Origin of the sequence: Corynebacterium sp. HMSC065D07 (assembly GCF_001810695.1) — a bacterium.
Classification (GTDB): Bacteria; Actinomycetota; Actinomycetes; order Mycobacteriales; family Mycobacteriaceae; genus Corynebacterium; species Corynebacterium hesseae.
Window position 1 is genome coordinate 36,802 of the sequence record NZ_KV802421.1, and the last position, 17,634, is coordinate 54,435.

The 17,634-nt window shown below is 60.4% G+C and carries 16 protein-coding genes; 9 read left to right on the plus strand and 7 right to left on the minus strand.

From position 1 onward, the window contains the following. Positions 1–4: 4 nt before the first annotated feature. The 5 genes from HMPREF2760_RS00280 (at position 5) to HMPREF2760_RS00300 (ending at position 2,698) form a co-directional block, all read left to right on the plus strand. Positions 5–697 carry an SDR family oxidoreductase gene (locus tag HMPREF2760_RS00280; RefSeq protein WP_070520317.1) on the plus strand — a complete coding sequence of 231 codons (693 nt, stop codon included), beginning with the start codon at positions 5–7 and terminating at the stop codon, positions 695–697. Between the two features lie 80 nt (positions 698–777). Next, positions 778–1,425, plus strand: coding sequence for a LysE family translocator (locus tag HMPREF2760_RS00285; RefSeq protein WP_070708104.1), 648 nt, complete (start codon positions 778–780; stop codon positions 1,423–1,425). A gap of 19 nt (positions 1,426–1,444) precedes the next feature. Continuing rightward, entirely contained in the window at positions 1,445–1,723 is a 279-nt protein-coding gene (locus tag HMPREF2760_RS00290; protein ID WP_046648682.1) for an RNA-binding S4 domain-containing protein, read from the plus strand. Beyond that, positions 1,723–2,427 (plus strand): VOC family protein, encoded by a 705-nt coding sequence (locus HMPREF2760_RS00295; RefSeq protein ID WP_070520307.1) that lies wholly within the window; start codon positions 1,723–1,725, stop codon positions 2,425–2,427. Before HMPREF2760_RS00290 ends, HMPREF2760_RS00295 begins: the two co-directional genes overlap by 1 nt. Further along, positions 2,399–2,698 (plus strand): MGMT family protein, encoded by a 300-nt coding sequence (locus tag HMPREF2760_RS00300; protein WP_070520303.1) that lies wholly within the window; start codon positions 2,399–2,401, stop codon positions 2,696–2,698. Before HMPREF2760_RS00295 ends, HMPREF2760_RS00300 begins: the two co-directional genes overlap by 29 nt. Before the next feature lie 47 nt (positions 2,699–2,745). Here the strand turns inward: HMPREF2760_RS00300 and HMPREF2760_RS00305 are convergent, their stop codons facing one another. After that, entirely contained in the window at positions 2,746–4,005 is a 1,260-nt protein-coding gene (locus HMPREF2760_RS00305) for an HNH endonuclease signature motif containing protein (protein WP_070520413.1), read from the minus strand. Positions 4,006–4,330: 325 nt separating this feature from the next. Here HMPREF2760_RS00305 and HMPREF2760_RS00310 point away from each other — a divergent pair, with 325 nt between their 5' ends. Both HMPREF2760_RS00310 and HMPREF2760_RS00315 read left to right on the plus strand, forming a co-directional pair. Beyond that, positions 4,331–5,104, plus strand: coding sequence for a hypothetical protein (locus HMPREF2760_RS00310; RefSeq protein ID WP_083303761.1), 774 nt, complete (start codon positions 4,331–4,333; stop codon positions 5,102–5,104). 101 nt (positions 5,105–5,205) lie between these two features. Continuing rightward, on the plus strand, positions 5,206–5,808 hold the full coding sequence (locus HMPREF2760_RS00315) for a zinc metalloprotease (protein ID WP_070520298.1): 603 nt from the start codon (positions 5,206–5,208) through the stop codon (positions 5,806–5,808). Position 5,809: 1 nt separating this feature from the next. Here HMPREF2760_RS00315 and HMPREF2760_RS00320 read toward each other — a convergent pair whose 3' ends face one another. Together HMPREF2760_RS00320 and HMPREF2760_RS00325 are read right to left on the minus strand one after the other, a co-directional pair. Further along, complete coding sequence (locus HMPREF2760_RS00320) at positions 5,810–6,652, minus strand: PrsW family intramembrane metalloprotease (RefSeq protein ID WP_070596262.1); 843 nt, start codon at positions 6,650–6,652, stop codon at positions 5,810–5,812. Continuing rightward, positions 6,649–7,140, minus strand: a complete 492-nt coding sequence (locus HMPREF2760_RS00325; protein ID WP_070520291.1) for a hypothetical protein — start codon at positions 7,138–7,140, stop codon at positions 6,649–6,651. The genes HMPREF2760_RS00320 and HMPREF2760_RS00325 overlap by 4 nt, the downstream gene beginning before the upstream one ends. Before the next feature lie 42 nt (positions 7,141–7,182). On the opposite strand from HMPREF2760_RS00325, the gene HMPREF2760_RS00330 reads away from it, so the two are divergent. After that, on the plus strand, positions 7,183–9,099 hold the full coding sequence (locus tag HMPREF2760_RS00330) for a M13 family metallopeptidase (RefSeq protein WP_070520286.1): 1,917 nt from the start codon (positions 7,183–7,185) through the stop codon (positions 9,097–9,099). Positions 9,100–9,113: 14 nt separating this feature from the next. Beyond that, positions 9,114–9,944, plus strand: a complete 831-nt coding sequence (locus HMPREF2760_RS00335; RefSeq protein ID WP_070596264.1) for an alpha/beta hydrolase — start codon at positions 9,114–9,116, stop codon at positions 9,942–9,944. A gap of 2 nt (positions 9,945–9,946) precedes the next feature. On the opposite strand, the gene HMPREF2760_RS00340 is transcribed toward HMPREF2760_RS00335, so the two are convergent. The 4 genes from HMPREF2760_RS00340 to HMPREF2760_RS00355 are packed head-to-tail and all read right to left on the minus strand — an operon-like array spanning position 9,947 to position 17,490. Further along, positions 9,947–13,291, minus strand: coding sequence for an arabinosyltransferase domain-containing protein (locus tag HMPREF2760_RS00340; RefSeq protein WP_070596266.1), 3,345 nt, complete (start codon positions 13,289–13,291; stop codon positions 9,947–9,949). 31 nt (positions 13,292–13,322) lie between these two features. Continuing rightward, a complete protein-coding gene (locus HMPREF2760_RS00345; protein ID WP_070596268.1) occupies positions 13,323–15,275 on the minus strand; it encodes a galactan 5-O-arabinofuranosyltransferase in 1,953 nt (650 codons plus the stop codon). A 38-nt stretch (positions 15,276–15,313) separates the two neighbouring features. Next, positions 15,314–16,072, minus strand: a complete 759-nt coding sequence (locus tag HMPREF2760_RS00350; protein ID WP_070520274.1) for a decaprenylphospho-beta-D-erythro-pentofuranosid-2-ulose 2-reductase — start codon at positions 16,070–16,072, stop codon at positions 15,314–15,316. Positions 16,073–16,086: 14 nt separating this feature from the next. Further along, positions 16,087–17,490 carry a decaprenylphosphoryl-beta-D-ribose oxidase gene (locus tag HMPREF2760_RS00355; RefSeq protein ID WP_070520272.1) on the minus strand — a complete coding sequence of 468 codons (1,404 nt, stop codon included), beginning with the start codon at positions 17,488–17,490 and terminating at the stop codon, positions 16,087–16,089. Positions 17,491–17,634 lie beyond the last annotated feature (144 nt).

Consider the following 17,634-nt stretch of genomic DNA (forward strand, 5'->3'; position numbering starts at 1 on the left):
GCGCATGGAAAAAGTAGCAGTCGTTACAGGAGCGTCTTCGGGGATTGGGGAGGCGTCGGCAAGAGCGTTGGCGGCTGACGGCTGGCGTGTCGTCGTCGGCGCGCGGCGCGTGGAGCGCCTTGAGGCCCTCGCGAACGACATCGGCGGCGAGGCCTATGCCCTCGACGTCACTTCGGACGAATCCGTAGCCGAGTTCGTTTCCCACCTCGACCGCGTTGACCTGCTGGTCAACAACGCCGGTGGCGCTAAGGGCCTGGAGCCCCTCGTGGACACCACCATCGAGGATTGGCAGTGGATGTATGACGTCAACGTCCTTGGCACCGTTCGGATGATCCAGGCTCTCATGCCGAAGCTGCGGGGCGGGCTCATTATCAACATGGGATCCGTGGCCGGGTGGAACGTCTACGAGGGCGGTTCCGGTTACAACGCCGCCAAGCATGGCGTCCGCGTGATTTCTCGTGCACTGCGTATTGAAGAGCACGGCGTTCGCGTTACCGAACTTGACCCGGGCCGTGTAGCCACGGAGGAGTTTTCCCTCAATCGTTTTCGGGGTGACGCCAAACGTGCCGCACAAGTTTATGACGGCGAGCTCAACCTCACCGCAGAAGACATCGCTGAGGCAGTGCGTTGGGTGGCGTCCCTGCCGGAGCACGTCAACATTGACACCATGACTATTAAGCCGCGTACGCAAAGCTAATTTACCTGTTTCGCTGCAGGTGAGACGCCTCTTATAGTGGCATGTGTTAGTGAAAACGCATGTGAGTATGGGGGTGTTAGGTGGCTTTCAGCGCCATAGTGGCCTTGATGGGTGTGTGGTTCGCGGCGATGGCTTCGCCGGGGCCAGATGTGGTTCAGATTATTCGTTTGGGTGCGCGTTCCACGCGTGCAGCGGTGTGGGCCGCAATAGGTAGCACGACTGGCTTGATGATATGGACCGTTGCTTCGCTGGCGGGGCTTACCGCGCTGATTTCGGCCCATCCTGAAATCCTTGTGGCGCTGCAGATTGCCGGCGGTAGCTATCTGCTATGGATGGCATTTTCTGCAATAAGCAGCGGCATTAAAGAGCGTCGTGCTCCAGCAACCATGAATCCTCAACCGCGCGGGTTCACCCCGGACGGCATCATCAAACTCGGTACGGCGTACCGCATGGGCCTGGTCAGCGATCTTTCTAATCCCAAGGTGCTCATCTTCTTCGGCGCTATCTTCGCCAACTTCATCGATCCGGGCATGGGCTTGAGCGCGAATGCCACGGTTGGTTCTGTGCTGATTATTGAAAGCCTCATTATTTTTGTCGGCGTTGCGTTGTGCACCCGTGCGGTGGCGAAGTGGATGGCAAAGAACTCCGCCGGGGTAGATATCTTCAGCGGAGTCGTGTTTGCCCTGCTTGGCGTCATCATTCTGGCAGAGGGAATTCTTGCGCTTTGAGCTGGGTATGCTGGTCAACATGCTAGAAGTCTCAATTAAGGGAGAATCCATTAAGCTCGGCCAGTTCCTCAAACTGGCCTCCTTGGTCGCCACCGGGGGAGAGGCCAAAGAACTCATCGAGCAGGGTCAGGTCACCGTCAATGGGGAAGTGACGAAGCAGCGCGGAGCAACGCTGGCGCTTGGCGACGTCATCTGTGTCTCCGACACTTGCGCCCGCGTCGTCGAAGACGACGACGATTATTTTGATGAGGCTACCGCTGATGATGACTTCGACCCGGAGAAGTGGAGGAACCTTTAATGCCCGCTTTTGAAGCTGAAGTAGGAATGCCCTACTGGATTACTCTGGCCAGTTCTGATGTGAAAGCCTCCGAGAAGTTTTACTCGGCCGTGCTGGGCTGGGAATTCGAAGATGGCATCGCCCGCCTTCAAGGTCTGCCGATTGCAGAAATTGTTCCGGGCCAGGACACCTGGGCTACCTATTTCCTCTCCCGCGACTTGGAAGCCGATTGCGCCCGAGTAGAACAACTCGGCGGAAAAATCCTCGCTTTAGGTGCTCCGCTGGCGCTCGTACTCGACAAGTCCGGTGCCATGTTTGGCTTGACGCAGCCGGAGCTCGACCGCTTCGTCGCCGGCGGTGAGCCTGGCACCCCGGTGTGGCACGAGCTGACGGTCTCGGAGGATTTTCACTCAGCGCTGGACTTTTATGGTGAGCTCTTCGATTGGGAAATCCGTGGTGATGAGCATTATGCAGTTGCGGAGGAAGAAGGCGCTGCCTTCGCTGGGTTCTGGCATGCGGAAGGTTTGCCGAGTTTCTGGCAAACATACTTGGGTGTGCGGGACATCGACCAAGCAGCGAAGGCTGTTGTGGAGAATGGCGGGCAGGTTATCCGCGAGCCCCACGACTCACCATTCGGCCGATTGTGCCTGATTGAGGATTCTACGGGTGCGACGCTTACCTTGTGCGAGGTCGAGGATGCCCCCGAAGAACCCATCGAGCTCTAGGGTTGCGGAGGTCGTTCTCCGCATTCCGCCTGGCAACGTCTCCACCTACGGAGAGATCGCCAAAGTCGTAGGGGTCGGTGCGCGGTATGTGGGCTGGGTGATGTCGAAAAGCGCGGATCTGCCCTGGTGGCGGGTGGTCAACAGTACGGGCCGCGCCCATACCCCCGCCGCCCAAGCCCAGTGGGATGCCGAAGGTATTCCACACCGCGGCGACAGTGTGGTGCTCGCTGAATGCGGGCTGGATGCGGCGGACCTCAATTACCTCCTCTAAGCCGAGCACCAATGTGTTTCGTCGTTTTAAGCGACGAACCTAGTTATCTAGAAGGGGATTTCTTCATCTCCCTTGCCATAAGCGGTCTTCTTATTTGTGTTTGCTTGCTGTTCTTGGTCTAGCTCGGCTTTCAGCTCCTGAGCTTCCCGGTGCTTCCTAGCGCGGTAACCTTCAATATCTTGCGCAACGCTTCGCGCCCAGCGTTTGTTCTTTGGTGCTAGTGGCCCGGAAGGTTCCGTGATTGCCCAGGTTCCATCCTCAAAGAGCCAGACCACATCCCCGGTATCGGGGTCCAAAAAATAGAACGCCCGCCCATCGGTCTTCATGTTGTGGTGATGCTGGCACAACGCCACCATGTTGTCCGGATGCGTTGGCCCACCATCGGCATAGTTAATACGGTGGTCTAATTGACACAGCCACGCCGGCATTCCGCAGCCAGCTGCACGGCAGGTGCCATCGCGCCCTTCAACATATTTGCGAACCAACGTGGCTGGTCCGTAGCCATTAGTGGCTTTCGGCTTGGTGCTCAAGTCCCTTTTCGTTACGGCTTGTGCTGGGATATTCTCTACCTGCCAGCCGTGCCCTTCTACATACACTGGCGCGTCTTCGACATCACTCGCTTGATAAGTGTGGAGCACTACTCGGGCAGCTTCTGGTTCTACCTTTCCAGTCGTTAAAAGGATTAGTGCTTCTGCCATCGAGACTTCATGCTTTTCAGCAGCTGCCTTAATGGCCTCATGGATGATGATTCCAACGCTGCTATCCACCTCTAGTTCTATGGTGGCGCGTTGGTCGCGGGTGAGAATGGAATATCGATTCTTTGTGCGCTTATCCTCCACTGCGATGGAGTCATCATGGACCTTGACAAGGTCACGCATGCGGCGACGAATCTGCGACGTGGTGGGAAATACCTGATTTGGCTTCGTAGGCGTAAGCCAACGGGCCAACGCAGCGTCAATGGCGGCTACTACCTCAGTGGAAGGTTGGCCGAGTTTAGCCATGACCTGGTCGATGGCAATCAAAGCGGGTAAGTCCAGCAAAAAATCTGCATCTTGCAGGGCCTTGAGCTGGGGTAGCTCTTTCAGGCGGTAAATCCCCATGATTATGCGAGCAACCGTCCCGGCCGCCTTGCCGGTCTTTAGCCCAAGGCGCATGCACGCTGTATCTGAGTCCTCGTCCAAGGCGGGAAGGACGCTAGACCAAAACTCGTAGTCTGCTTGGCGTATGGCTTTACCTTTCATGCAGACCGGGTCGTTCGGATTGGAATGAGAGAAATAGAAAACAACGGCTTCTGTAGTGGAAGACAATTCAACCCCCTCTTTCGTTAGAGATATTGAGAAGGACCGAACCCCCACTGTCCGAATCCCTTTTCGAAAAATGAGTTTATTCTGTACCGTTTGGAAAGTCTATACCCTGGCGGAAAGTTGTGATTAGAGAGGTGAATGTGCCTACTGATATTGCATTTACCCAGCCTTCCGCCGCTTTGAGCTTCGTTGGGAGGGGCTTGTTGGGTAAGAAGCTAATAAAATTACTGTTCGAACCCTAGCGTGGGGAAGGGTGCGCGCTGAATCCCTTGGGCAGCGGCGCTTATGTACCAATCAAGCCTGTTGAAGCTGTGGCTTGAGTTAATCTATGAAAGTGCTTAAACTCCGCTCCCTTATTGCTGGTCTTGCGCTAGCGACCGTCGCTGCGCCATCCGCCCAGGCCCTGACGTTTGATCCTGGAAAGGTTCCGCCACGCACTCAAATGACCGTGCGCTATGCCGACGGAAACTCGGTTTCCACTGGAAATGGCCACGAGTCTCGTCCTGCGCTATCCCTCGCGAAGCTGTACCTAGGAATGTGGGTCCTGAAATATGGCGCGCCGGAGGATAAAGCGCGGGTGGAAAACATGGTTCGCTTCTCTGAGGATGGCACCGCTAGCGATCTGGAGCGGAAGTATCCGCAGGCCATACCTTCCATCATCGGGGAATATCGCTTGGGGGAGACCCATCACAACGGTTACTGGGGCAATACCACGACGTCGACGGAGGATCTCGCTCGCTTTATTGGGGTGATATCTGGTGACCCAGTTGCTGCACCGCTCATGAAAGGTATGGCGACGGCAGCGCCTACGGCATCCGACGGATATCGTCAGGACTTCGGCACCGCGCGGATTCCGGGCATTATCGGAACGAAATTTGGGTGGTCGGATGACCGGCAGGTGCATGCGAGCGCTTCTTTCGGTCCTGGATATAGTGTGGCGGCAAATACCTATGGATCTCCCGCGGATCTCACCGCAGATGTGCTCGGCGCGGTGGAGGTACAGCCGCAAGCGCCGAGCTTGCCGACGCCCCCTCAGGACCTGCGCGATAGGGCGTGTGCGGAGCTGAAGCGCGCTGTGCCTAGTTCATCGCACGTGTGCTGATTGGCCACGGGTTTAGCTAAGTTTTACCTTTGCGGAAACTGAGAAATTAATATATTCTCGGCTACCAAATAAGCGGTTACTAACCCGAAAGGTATTTCCCTATGCGTAAGGCCCTGTCCATCGCGGCCATTGCTGTTGTTGCTTTGACCGTTGCCCCGTCGGCTTCGGCGAAGAGCGACCAAACTCGTTCGCTCATTTCCCCTGGCACCTGCACCTCCATCACCAAGTTGGCAAACGAAGGAAAGCCGGTTCCGGATCCGTCGATTCTGCACGATGCTGATTCCGTTCCTTCCTACTTCAAGAGCGGCGTGCTCAAGTACAAGGTGGCGGATAACTTCCCCTACCGCGAGCAGCTCGATGCCGCGGTAGCTGAGTGGAACGATGCTCTCGACGGCAAGGCTTCTCTGAAGGAAGTAGCGCCGTCCGAGGCCGATGATGACACCATCGCCATCATCTATAAGCCGGAGCCGAATGGTTACGTCCAGGGTACGGCCTACCCGGACCACGGGATGCTCTTCATCAAGGCGGCCACCGCTCAGTACCCAGAGGCGCTTCAGGGAACCATCGCTCACGAGCTCGGCCACATGATGGGAGCGGGCCACTCCTGCGCCCACGCCCTCATGGCCGGCGCAAACCAGAACCCCATTTCCTATCACGTAACTCCGCTTGACGCCGTGGCTGTCCTGCAGGGGCAGTTTGACTAATTCAGCGCAGGCTGGCTGAGCCGGGCGAGTGCGAGTAGGTATCGTCCGCCTTGGCTAGGCGGTGGGCGCGAAGCCCCAGGGTGATGACGATGGGGTAGAGGATGAGCGCGACCACGATGTACTGCGTGACCAGCTGCCATGTCTCATCCCACATGTAGTTCCACGCGAAATGGAGACAGAAGGAAACAAAAAGCGCGCCCACGCCCACTCCGAGGCGCCACCACCACGTTTTGTGGGCGGCGTAAATGGCCCAGCCGATGCCAAAGCCTGCGATGACCGTCAGTGACATGTGTAGGCCTGGGCCCGCCACAAGGCGGAGCCCCCACATCTGCAGCATGCCAATCCAATCAGACGTCGGGTGCATGACGGCGCCGAGAGAAGCGTAGAGGACGTTTTCAAAGACCTCGAAACCCCAGCCCACAAGCGCGCCGACGATGAAACCATGCCAAGGGCGGTTGAGCTGGCGGAAACTGAGTAACACAAAAACCACGCCCAGCGCCTTGGCGAACTCCTCCGGATAAGCTCCGGACCATGACATCATGGATTCTTCCCATCCCACGCCCTTGGTGAGGGAGCTGAACGGAAGTGCTGATAGGAGCGCCAAAGACACCGCGGTGCCGGCTCCCCACAGCACGCTGGCTGTGGCCCATCCCTTGGCAGGTCGCGCCCACATCGGGCTGAGGTGCCACAGATACAGCCCCAGCGCCAAGAAAGCAAAGCCGATCAGCAGGCTTATTAGGCCCGGCAGCGGGGCAACGAGGAAAGCACCTAACAGGTTGATCAGAGCTGCAGGCAGGCAGATACCAATGATGACCCACAGCGCCACGCGGAAGATCTTGCTCACTTGAAGGCCTCCATAAACTGATCGGCGATTTCTTCTGGGTTTCCGTCTGAAAAGACGAGCTCGTAGTTGAGATCGTCCTTGGCCACGCTAAAGGCAACGACCGGGATGTATGTATACGTTCGCAGTACGAGGATGCCGTCTTGGTTTTCTACTTCTTCTTTCGGCATCGACCCGAAGGTCGTGGCGCGCACAGCTCGGCGCAGGGCCAGCTCGTCATCGTCGACATCAGAGGTGAGGTAGGCCTCGACCAAGGTATCGCCGCAATCCCACGCCTGGTTGGCCACGGAATCGTAGTTCACGCTGCATTCGACGCCGTCGATAGGCTGACGCCACTCAGGATCGTCGAGGACAACAGGCTCGGTTTCAGGATCGTGGTCCGGCAGCGCCAAGCTGAGGACGGCGGGCGTGCCGAGCACGAGGAGGGTCACCCCAAGCACAGCGAAAAACGGCCCCGTCATCTTCGCTGGCGGGAAACGATAAGAAGTCATGCACACCACACTAACGGGTACATCTGACATAGAGTGAAGTGCATGAAGGATCTGTATCAGTTTGTTAATGGCCCCTGGATTGAGTCCCACGTTATTCCCGATGACCGCGGTGTTGACGGGACTTTTCACGCGCTTCGCGACGAAGCCGAGGAACTCGTCCACGACATCGTTAAGGAAGACGAAGGCCGTCCGGGGATCGTGTATTCCTCCCACATGGACGTTGAGGGAGTGAACGCTGCGGGAACGGCGCCTTTGGCCGAAGATTTGGACAAGCTGGTGGCGGCGGACCCGGAAGAGCTGGCGCACAACCTTGGCGTGCTGGAGCGCGAGGGCGTCGGCGCCCCGGTTACCTTCTGGGTAGAAAAGGACTCCGGCTCCGAGGAGGCAGTGGCCTATATTGTTCAGTCTGGCTTGGGTTTGCCGGATGAGGCTTATTACCGCGAAGAAGCGCATGCGGAGACGCTTGAGGCCTACGAGAAGCACGTCGCAGCGATGCTTGGATTCCTGGATCCGGCTCGCCTCTTCGGCTTGGGGGCGGAGGTTGCAGCTACCCGCATCGTGAATCTGGAAAAGGAAATTGCTGCAGGGCATTGGGATGTGGTGGCCTCCCGTGATGCGGTGAAGACGTATAACCCGGTGGACGTCGCCAAGCTGCCCAGCATCACCCGCGCCATCCTGAACGGTGGGGGACTGCCGGAGCACCGCGCGGTGGCCATGATGCCGTCGTATTTTGAGCACCTGGAGGGCCTGTTTACCGCCGGCCGCATGGCGGATTGGCAGCTGTGGGCCACGTGGCACATTCTGCTGTCGCGCGCGCCGTACCTTACCGAGGAGATCGGTAGGAAGAATTTCGAGTTCTACGGAACCAAGCTTTCCGGCGCTACCGAGCAGCGTGACCGCTGGAAGCGCGCCGTGGGCCTGGCAGAGAACATGGTGGGTCAGGAGATTGGCAAGGTTTTCGTGGACAAGCACTTCCCGCCGTCCTCGAAGTCCGAGATGGATGAGCTGGTGGAATACCTTACCTCCGCATACCGCGAGAGGATTTCGCAGCTGGAGTGGATGACCCCGGCCACTCGTGAGCGCGCGCTGGAGAAGCTCTTGCAGTTCAAGGCCAAGATTGGTTATCCGGAGACCTGGCGTGACTATTCCGACCTAGAGTTTTCACCCAAGGGTGCGGACCTGGTGGCCAATGTGCGCGCAGGCAGTGCGTGGAGCCACGATTATGAGCTGGCCAAGATTGGCAAGCCGGCCGACCGCGACGAGTGGTTCGCAACCCCGCAGACGGTCAATGCCTTCTACAACCCAGTAGTCAATGACATCACCTTCCCGGCGGCGATTCTGCGTCCGCCGTTTTATAATCCGGACGCGGACGCGGCGGAGAACTTCGGTGCCATCGGCGCGGTGATTGGCCACGAGATTGGCCACGGTTTTGATGATCAGGGCTCGCAGTACGACGGCCAGGGCAACCTCAACTCCTGGTGGACGGATGAGGACCGCGCGGCCTTCGAGAAGTTGACCGCGAAGCTGGTGGACCAGTTCCAGGGACAGGTGCCGAAGGTGCTGGAAGGCACCGATTCCGCGGGCGTCAACGGCAGCTTCACCCTGGGTGAGAACATTGGTGACCTCGGTGGACTGGGTATTGCTGTGGTGGCCTACAAGAATTACTGCGCCGACAAAGGCCTGGACATCAACGGCCAGGTAGCGCCGTTTGAGGCCGAGGGCGCTGAGCCGGAATTGGCAGAGCACGAGTACACCGGTCTGCAGCGCTTCTTCCTGGCGTGGGCGCGCGTGTGGCGCACTGCTATTCGTCCGGAGATGGCCACGCAGTACTTGGCCATTGACCCGCACTCGCCGGCGGAGTTCCGCTGCAACATCATCGCCGAGAACATCGACGAATTCTACGAGGCTTTTGATGTCGAGGGTGGTCTTGTCCCAGAGGAGCGCGTCACCATCTGGTAGTACCCTTGGGGGCCATGAGTGAGTGGAATATCGGCGGCCAGGATCGCCAGCTAAGTCCAGAACAACAGCTCGAGCAGCTCTCCTCCTACATGGAGGTGCACTACCCGCTGCCGGATTTCCGCCCGCCGTGGGCCGGTGGAGGTTCGCCGGAGGCGGACCGCTATTGCGCGCTGCTGCCGGACCGTATCGTGCAGGCCTCCATGATGGTGCTGGGATCCGCGGTGGATCACTCGCTGCCCGGCACCGTTTTTACGGAAGGCGTGAGCGTTGAAGACTCTGAGGTGGGAGCGATCTTTAGGCCGTCAGAAGAGTCTGGTCGTTGGGCGGTGTCGCTGCACTCCGGCGGCTGGTGGCGCGGTGACGGCAAGGCGCTAGAAATGCAATGGCGGCCCGAAGTTGCTGCCGCAGCGCAGTTGTCGGGCACGACGATCATCGATGTCGATTATCCGTTGGCGCCGGAGCACACCGTGGCGGAAATGGTTCAGTCGGTTCAGGCGGCCGTCGACTATGCGCGCGACCATGGGGCCAACCGCGTGACGGTGTGGGGATATTCCTCCGGTGGGGCGCTCGCAGCGCTGGTGCCTGCCGACGCCCTCCTCCTCACCTTCCCCGACTTCGGTGCGCTGGCCAAGCTGCCGGAGGAGATCCGCGATGACTACGTCCTCGACGAGGCGGCGCTGCCAGCGGCATATTCCGACATCTTGGTCCAGACCGCGGCGCAGGACGAGATTGCTGAGCGCGTGGAGATCCCCGGTGCACAGACCGCGGAGTACGTGTCCATGCACCGTATTTCGACCCCGGCCGTGGCGCGGCAGCGCATTAAAGATTCGGCCGAGTTCCTGTAGTTCTACTGTTCGCCCTCGGGGCGAATCTTCATTTCGGAGTTCTTCCACAGGCCGGAGCGCTGGATAATTTCTTGGTCGATATCCGCCTCGAGCGGGGCCTCGCCGCGGGAGTTGGTGCGCAGCTCATACTTTTCAATGGAGCCCCAGTCGCGCGCCCAATCGTTGTTGAGGTAGCTCGGGATCTCATAGGAGTAGTTCACTGCCTCCGCAGTTGCCAGCGCACCACCACCGGAGAAGGACTGGAAGTCCGTGAGGGAGGTTTGTGCGGCGGCGTCAGGAAGAATGCGGAACTGCGGGATCTCGGTCACGCCGGCGTAGTGGTCGAAGGTGCGCTGGCAGGGGAACTGCAGGGCGACGGACCAGTCGAGGAGTGCCGGGGTAGAGGAATCGAACTGGGAGTTGATGGTGGCAAGCTCCGGGACGCGCGGCGGGGTAAACGCCATCCAATCGTCTTCATCGGTGGAATCATCGACCGCGACGAGGCGCACAACGTTGGCCTCCTCTGGGAGCTCGTCTAGAGCAATGCGGAGGTTGCGCCATTTGGGGGTCGCGCCGACGTCGGAAAGCTCGGCCTCACCCTTGTTGGTGACCTTGCCATCCTTGAGTGTTCCGTACTCCAAGGTGAGCTCGGTGCCCTCCTGCTCCACTCCGTTGACGTCGTGGTGGTAAATCTTGCCGGCGGCAGCGACCGAGAGGACGGGGGTGTTTTCGCCAGGTTCCGGCAAATTGTACCACTGGGTGGTGATGGTGGCGGTCGAGCGCTGCGATTCATCGTAGGAGCCCATGACCGGGACCTTCCGGTAATCCAAGTTGAACGGCAGGTGCATCTCGGAGCCGTTGACACCCAGGGTTCCGCGCACGCCGCCGGCGGAGGAGTCGGTGACCTCGGTTGCCTTTTCCTCGGATTCGGTGAGATCCTTCTGTTCATTGGACGTCGCCGAGTCCTCACCGGTGGTGTTGGCAATAGCGCCTACCGACGCCGAGTTGAGGTTCTCCGGCTCAATATCTTCCTTGATCATATTGGGGCCGAAACCGAAGTTGTCCTCCTTCTTGTCAACGAGCGAGTCCTGGAATTCGCCCTCGACCGGAGTGAGGAAGGATTCATTGGTGTTGGTCTCCACCATGGTGGAATCCGCCAGCGAGCAGGTATCGCCGCGCAGGGAAGTCAGGTTGCCCTTGCCCACGGAGTAGGAATCCGCCTGGGCCACGTAGCCCTTGGCAAAGGAGGCACACGAGAAGGCCACGATGATAATGCAGGCCGCCGCAATCGGTGCGGACATGACACCCGCCCAGCGCGAGACCTTGGCGGCATTGGCGGCCTCGAATTCCTCGAGGGTGCCGGCGGTTTCGGCCTTGTTCTTGCGATAGCTGTGAACCAGGGACTGGTAGAGGCCAATCGCCAGGACCACCATGGCGATGGCCAGCACCACGGTGTTGGCCTCGATGCCCTTGAACTGCACGGTGCGGTCCCACCACGGGATGCCGAAGGAGGATACGTACCACCAGGCGTTCCAGCCGCCCAGGGAGATGGCCAGGAGGAAGATCACCGCGGCGATGGAGAAGGTCCGGGCACGCGGGGAGCGCATGGCAATCTGGGAAAGAACTACCGAGCCGAGCGCGGCGATGACGCCGGCGACACCGGCGTAAATGCCGAAGTGGTGCGTCCACTTCGTCGGCGTGAACATGAGGAAGAAGGCCGAGAGCGCCATGATGGCCAGCAGGCGCTTGGTGGGATCTGCCTCCGCACCGACGACGCGGTGGTCCTTGATGAAGGCATAGATGATGAGCGCCAAGCAGAAGAGCATGGTGAACATTGCAAAGCGGCGCGTCAGGGAGCCGTCCACGGAGGGCTCGAAGAGCGTGGAGTAGCGCACGAACTCCGAGTACCACGGCAGGGACGGGCCGACCGCGGAACGCACGCGAGTGGATTCGAGGACCGACGCTAGCGTTTGGTCCCCGAAGGCAGCGACCATGACAGCGGTGCCACAGGCAAGGAACGGGGCGATGAGAGCTGTCCAGCCGATCTGGGGAGCGCGCTTACCCATGATGCGGAACAGGGCGGGCAGGCAGACCAGGAAGATGCCCACTGCGGTGAGGCCGGTGGGGCCAGCGGCCAGGGTGATGGTGGCGATGATGGTGCCCACCGCTGCCGGAAGGAGGCGCTGGGTGGAGATGGCGCGCTCGAAAGAGGCCCACGTCAGCATGACGCCGAGGGCCACGATGGGCTCGGGGCGGATGCCGTTGTTATAGGGCAGCCAGAAAGCCAGGAACATGAACGCGGCGGTCCAGTGCGCCAGGCGGCGCTCGTTGACGCGAGCGCCGAAGCGCGGAAGCATCTCGCGCGACAAGATAAACCAGATGATGAGCGCTGAGATAAGCGCAGGCAGGCGCACGATGATGGACGCGCTGGAGAATTGCGCCAGCCATGCCACGAGGTCGTAGTACGGCGCGCCGAACGGGGCCTCGGGGACGCCGTACCAGCGGTAGTAGTTCGCCATATAGGTCGCGTGATCGGAAACGCGTCCCATGGTGAGGATGAAGCCATCATCGGAGGTATTAGCACCGAAGATGTACCACCAGCCGAGAACAGCCGCCACGACGCCATCGAGCGGGCGGATCTGCTTCCAGGTTTCGGGCATGAAGCCACGGCGTTTGCCATCGAGGCGGTCGATTCGCCACAGGCAGACCAGACTGATCACCACCATGGCCAGGCCCAGCCACATGGCGATGAGCTTGAGCGGTGTCGGGGAGGAGGTGAACCGAGAGTTGATCTCCACGTGGATGCGGAGGTCGTCGCCAAGCTCGGCGAGGGCTTCCGGGGAATCGTCGATCTCGGTATAAACGCCGGTGACCTGAGGGCGGAGATCCTCCTCGGAGGTCTCTTTGTGCTTGCCCAAGGAGACGGTGGTGCCGTCACCGGTGGATTGGATGCGGAGCGTGGAGTCCTCAGGCAGCTTCGCCACCTGCTCGGCCGTGAGAGAGAAAATGACCTCATCGAGGCTGGTCACCGAGAGACCATCCTCGCCGGCGCGGACAAACATGCCGCGGTTGGAGGCCTTCTTGGACTCCGGGGGCACGGTGCCGTAAAGCAGGTCCTGGCCATCGCGCAGCTTATCGACGGCCTTCAGAGGGATCTCTGCATCGATCTCCTCCGGCGCCACCGAGATGAGCGGGGCGTTGATGGACTGCAGGGAGTCCTGCTGGGGCCAATCGAAGGAAGATTGGGTTTGGTTCACCGGCAGCAGCGGTGTGGCCACAAAGCACAGGAAACCGATGAATCCAGCGATGATGGCGGTGAGCCGCAGGGACTGCGGTGCTCGCAGTGAAGAGGTATTCCGATCTGACACGGCGATCAGTCTACGTCACCGCCTTGGCTTATTAAGATCTGGCCGCGACGACGAAGGGGCCAATCTGTTTAGTGGTCCAGCCTTCTTCAAAGACCTCCGGGTTGAAGAACACCGCGCGGTAGCGCACGTTGGGCTGATTGGGGTAAATGTCTTCTGCCAAGTGCGTCTTGTAGCCATCCCCGGGTTCCTTGATGTCACCGCGGAAGATGAGCACGTCTGGGCCGCGCCACGGTGAGGACTCGAGGGAATGCGAGAATTCCTTCGGAGTCTGGTCCCAGGAATTGGAAGCCCACTCTTCAATCTGCAGGTTACGGGTGCTGAACTCTCCCAACGGGTTGGCATAGTTGCTGGTGAAGGCGTTAAACCCGTAGTAGGGGTTGTAGGCCATGAAGAGCTTTTCGTCCGTGAGGACGACGGTGTCGTTGGCCGCGTAGCCCTGGGCGTCGATGAATTCGCGGATCTTTCCGTAATTAGCGGAAGAATCGCTGGTGTAGCGGTCCGCGCGCTCCCCGTAGCCGTCGGTATCGGTATAAGCGTGATCCAAGGCGGTCACGTTCGTCGCGGGGATTTGCTGCGCATAGTAAATACCGCCCAGCCCCATGATGATGGCAAAGACCAGGGTCACGCGCTTGCTGGTGGCCTCGCTGAAGCCTTCCGGGTAGAGCGTGGGCAGGCCCATGAGGCGGATGTCGGCCAGCGCGAGGATGCCGGCCGTAGCGAAAAGCACCACGACCATCAGCTCCAGGCGGAAGCCCAGCAGCGTGCTGCCGGCAAGAGTCATGACCATGGAGGCCAGAGTCCACAGGTAGGTTCCGACAAGCGCGGTGCCCATGGCTCTGATTTCGGGTTCGTCGACGCGCAAGATGAGGTAGATCAGGCCAATAAGGCTGAGGGCGCCGATGACGGACAAGGAGAGGAAGGGCGCCGGGATTTGGGTGCCCTCCTCCGGCAGGTAGTGCTGCGCGGTGGATTCTAGCGGGGCGGTGGCGTGCAGGACGGCGTGCAGATACGGTGTCCAAGCAATCGCGGCGATGGCCAGGGATCCGGCCGCGATGGCGGCGAGGCGCACGAGGGGAGTCCACGTACGGTCGGCCACGCACGTGACGAGTGCAATGAGGCTGACGATGGTAAGCGCCACGGCTCCCGTGTACAGCGTGTAGAAGCAGGCGGAGATTCCGAGGTAGATGGCGATTGCGGCGGCGGAGAACCACGAGGAGCCGTAGAAGGCGTGTGAGCACAGGACAGCTACCGCTGGTACGCCCATTGCGATGACCGCGGAATACGGTTCTTCAGCGCCGATGGTCAGGGTCACCGCTGTGGTGGTCAAGGCAATGGCGGTGGCCACCGGTAGGGAACCGACAAGCCGCTGCCACAGAGGAACCAGGATGCACCCGGCTACGGCCAGGGAGATGAGGCTCCAGGGCTGGTAGACCTCCCAGCCGGGCATGTTGAGGATGTTGGCCAGCCGGCCGCCCATCCAGAACCAGCCCAGCGGGTAGAAGGTGGGCAGGCCCTCGTAGTTCATGTCCGCATAGGAGCTGGCTTCCGTGACGCGGGTGAGGAACTGGGCGCGGAACACCTGATCGACCTGGACGCCGTCGAGCCAGAGACGGGAGGCCGAAAGAGGCAGGCCGATACTAGTTAGCGTGAGTAGCGCTGGGGAGATGTAGCACAGGGCGGTGGTGAGCCACGTCCGCCACCGGGGCCGCGGCGAGCTGCCAATGACCCACCACACGCATAACGCGCCCACCAGGAGGACGGTGAGCGCAGTTCCCGCGGTGCTCAGCGCACGGGTCACCATCGACGTACTGAACGCCGGGAGGGAGACCGTCTTAAAGGCAAAGAAGCCAAAAAGCGTGACAAGGCCACCACCTAGAGCGGCGGCGGCGATACCCACGAGGGTGGCGCGACGCGATAGGCGGTCGACGTCATATTCCATGGTGGGGGACACGGCGGGAGACGACATGGTGGGAGACTCAGTCATGTAAGTAGTTTCCCACACGCCGTGGACTTAGCGGAACTTTAGAAAGGCAGCTTCCGGAAGATCGCCTGCGGGATGAACTTGAATCCCAAGGACACGTACTCAAACAGCGGGTGCACGAAGATGGACTGCTTGCCGTCCAGGACCGCCTTGACGGTGGCCTTGGCCACGTCGGAGACGTTGACGGTCAGTGGCGCTTCGCCGGCTTCCGCCGACATCTTGGTGCGGACCTGGCCCGGGCGGACCACGAGCACGTTGGCGCCGGAGCCGCGCAGGGCCTCACCGAGGTTAATGAAGAAGCCGTCCACGCCGGCCTTGGAGGCGCCGTAGACAAAGTTGGAGCGGCGCACGCGCATGCCGGCGACGGAGGAGATCGCCACGATGGTGCCGTGGCCCTGCTCCTTGAACTTCTGGCCGAGCAAGACGCCGAGGGAGACCGGTGCGGTGTAGTTGGTCTGGGCGGAGGCGACGGCCTTGGCCTGGTCCTGCCACAGTTCTTCCTGGTCACCGAGGGTGCCGAAGGCGATGATGGCGACGTCGACATCGCCGCGCTCAAACGCGCGCTTGACGACGTCCCCGTGGCCCTCGAAGTCAGTCGCGTCAAAGTCGATGACCTCGACGTCGCCGCCGCGGGACTCGATGGTCGCGCGGGCATCCGCGATGCGCGGGGAGTCGGCGCGTGCCGCGAGGGTGACCTTGGCCGGGCCGCGCTCGAGGAATTCTTCGACGATGCCCAGGCCGATTTCGGAGGTGCCGCCGAGAAGGAGGATGTGTTGTGCTTGGCCTACTGCATTCAGCATGAGGTGATTCCTTTCTAGTGCAGCTCGAGGCGGCGGGACATATCGGAGGCGAAGACGCCGGTCGGGTCGATGTCGTTGCGGGTCTTGAGCCAGCCCTCGAGGCCCGGGTACATCTTGTGGAAGTTCTCCGCCGAGGTGCGGGACTCCTTGGCCAGGTAGAGGCGGCCGCCGAATTCCATGACGCGCTTATCCAGATCGTCGAGGAAGGCGCCCAGGCCCGGCTTGATGGGGAAGTCCACGCAGACATTCCAGCCTGGCATCGGGTAGGACAGCGGGGCCTTGTTTCCGGGGCCGAAGAGCTTGAACACGTTGAGCGCGGAGTAGTGGCCGGAGCGCTGCATGTCCCGGATGATCTCCTTGAAGGGCTCGACGGCGTCGGTCGGCACCACGAACTGGTACTGCAGGAAGCCGTTGGAACCGTAGCCACGGTTCCACTCGCCGATGAGATCCAGCGGCTGGTAGAACTGCGTGAGGTTCTTGACCTGGTTACGCGCCGGGGCGCCCATGAGGTAGTAGGCCTCACCGATAGCCATGAGGGAGAGCTTGTTCATGGTGAAGTTCGGGAAGATATCCGGAACCGTCATCAGCTGCGGAGCATTGAACTTCAGCGGGTCCTTCGCCAGCTTCGGAGCGAGCTCCTCAAGTTGCTCCAAGGTGGCCAAAGAGCCGCGCGAAATGGTGGAGCGGCCCAGCTTCGGCTCCGGGGAGATAACGTCGAACCACGCGGAGGAGTACGTGTAGTTGTGCTCCGAGCCATCGGAGTGGAAGGCCACGGTCTCATCGAGGTTATCGGTGCGGTCGGTATCCGCGATGAAGTAGGCGGTTTCCGTCTTGGTCATCTTGATCTGCGCGCGCAGGATGATGCCGGTCAGGCCCATGCCGCCGACGGTGGCCCAGAAAAGATCGCTGTGCTCTCCCTCCGGGGTTAGGTGGAGGACGCGGCCGTCGGCGACGAGCAGCTCCATGGAGGTGACGTGGTTACCAAAGGAACCGGCGGAGTGGTGGTTCTTGCCGTGGATATCCGGGCCGATAGCGCCGCCGATGGTGACCTGGCGGGTACCCGGCAGGACAGGAACCCACAGGCCGTAGGGCAGAGCGGCCTTCATGAGCTGGTCAAGGGTGACGCCACCGTCGACGTCGACAATGCCCGACTCCGGATTGATGGAGTGGATCTTGTTGAGGGGTTGCATGTCGATGACGAGGCCACCGGCGTTTTGCGCGGGGTCACCGTAGGAACGGCCCATACCGCGGGCGATGACGCCACGGCGCAGGTGGGCGGGCTTATCAGCATTGTCCTCAGCCACCTGGGCGACGGCAGTCTTGATGACGTCGACGTCTGGGGTGGACAAAACGTGGGCGGTTGTCGCCGCCGTGCGGCCCCAACCGTGGAGGGACTTCTCAGTAGTATGCAGTTCCATCTCTTACTCTTTGATTCGATGTGATGGGTCGGTTCTCTACCCTACCTAGGTGACAGTGCCTGTGGCGTGAGTGAAAACGTGAGATTAGGTACAAAAGCCAAGTAAACGGAACATTTGTACTGTCCGGTTATGTGGTTTTAGTTC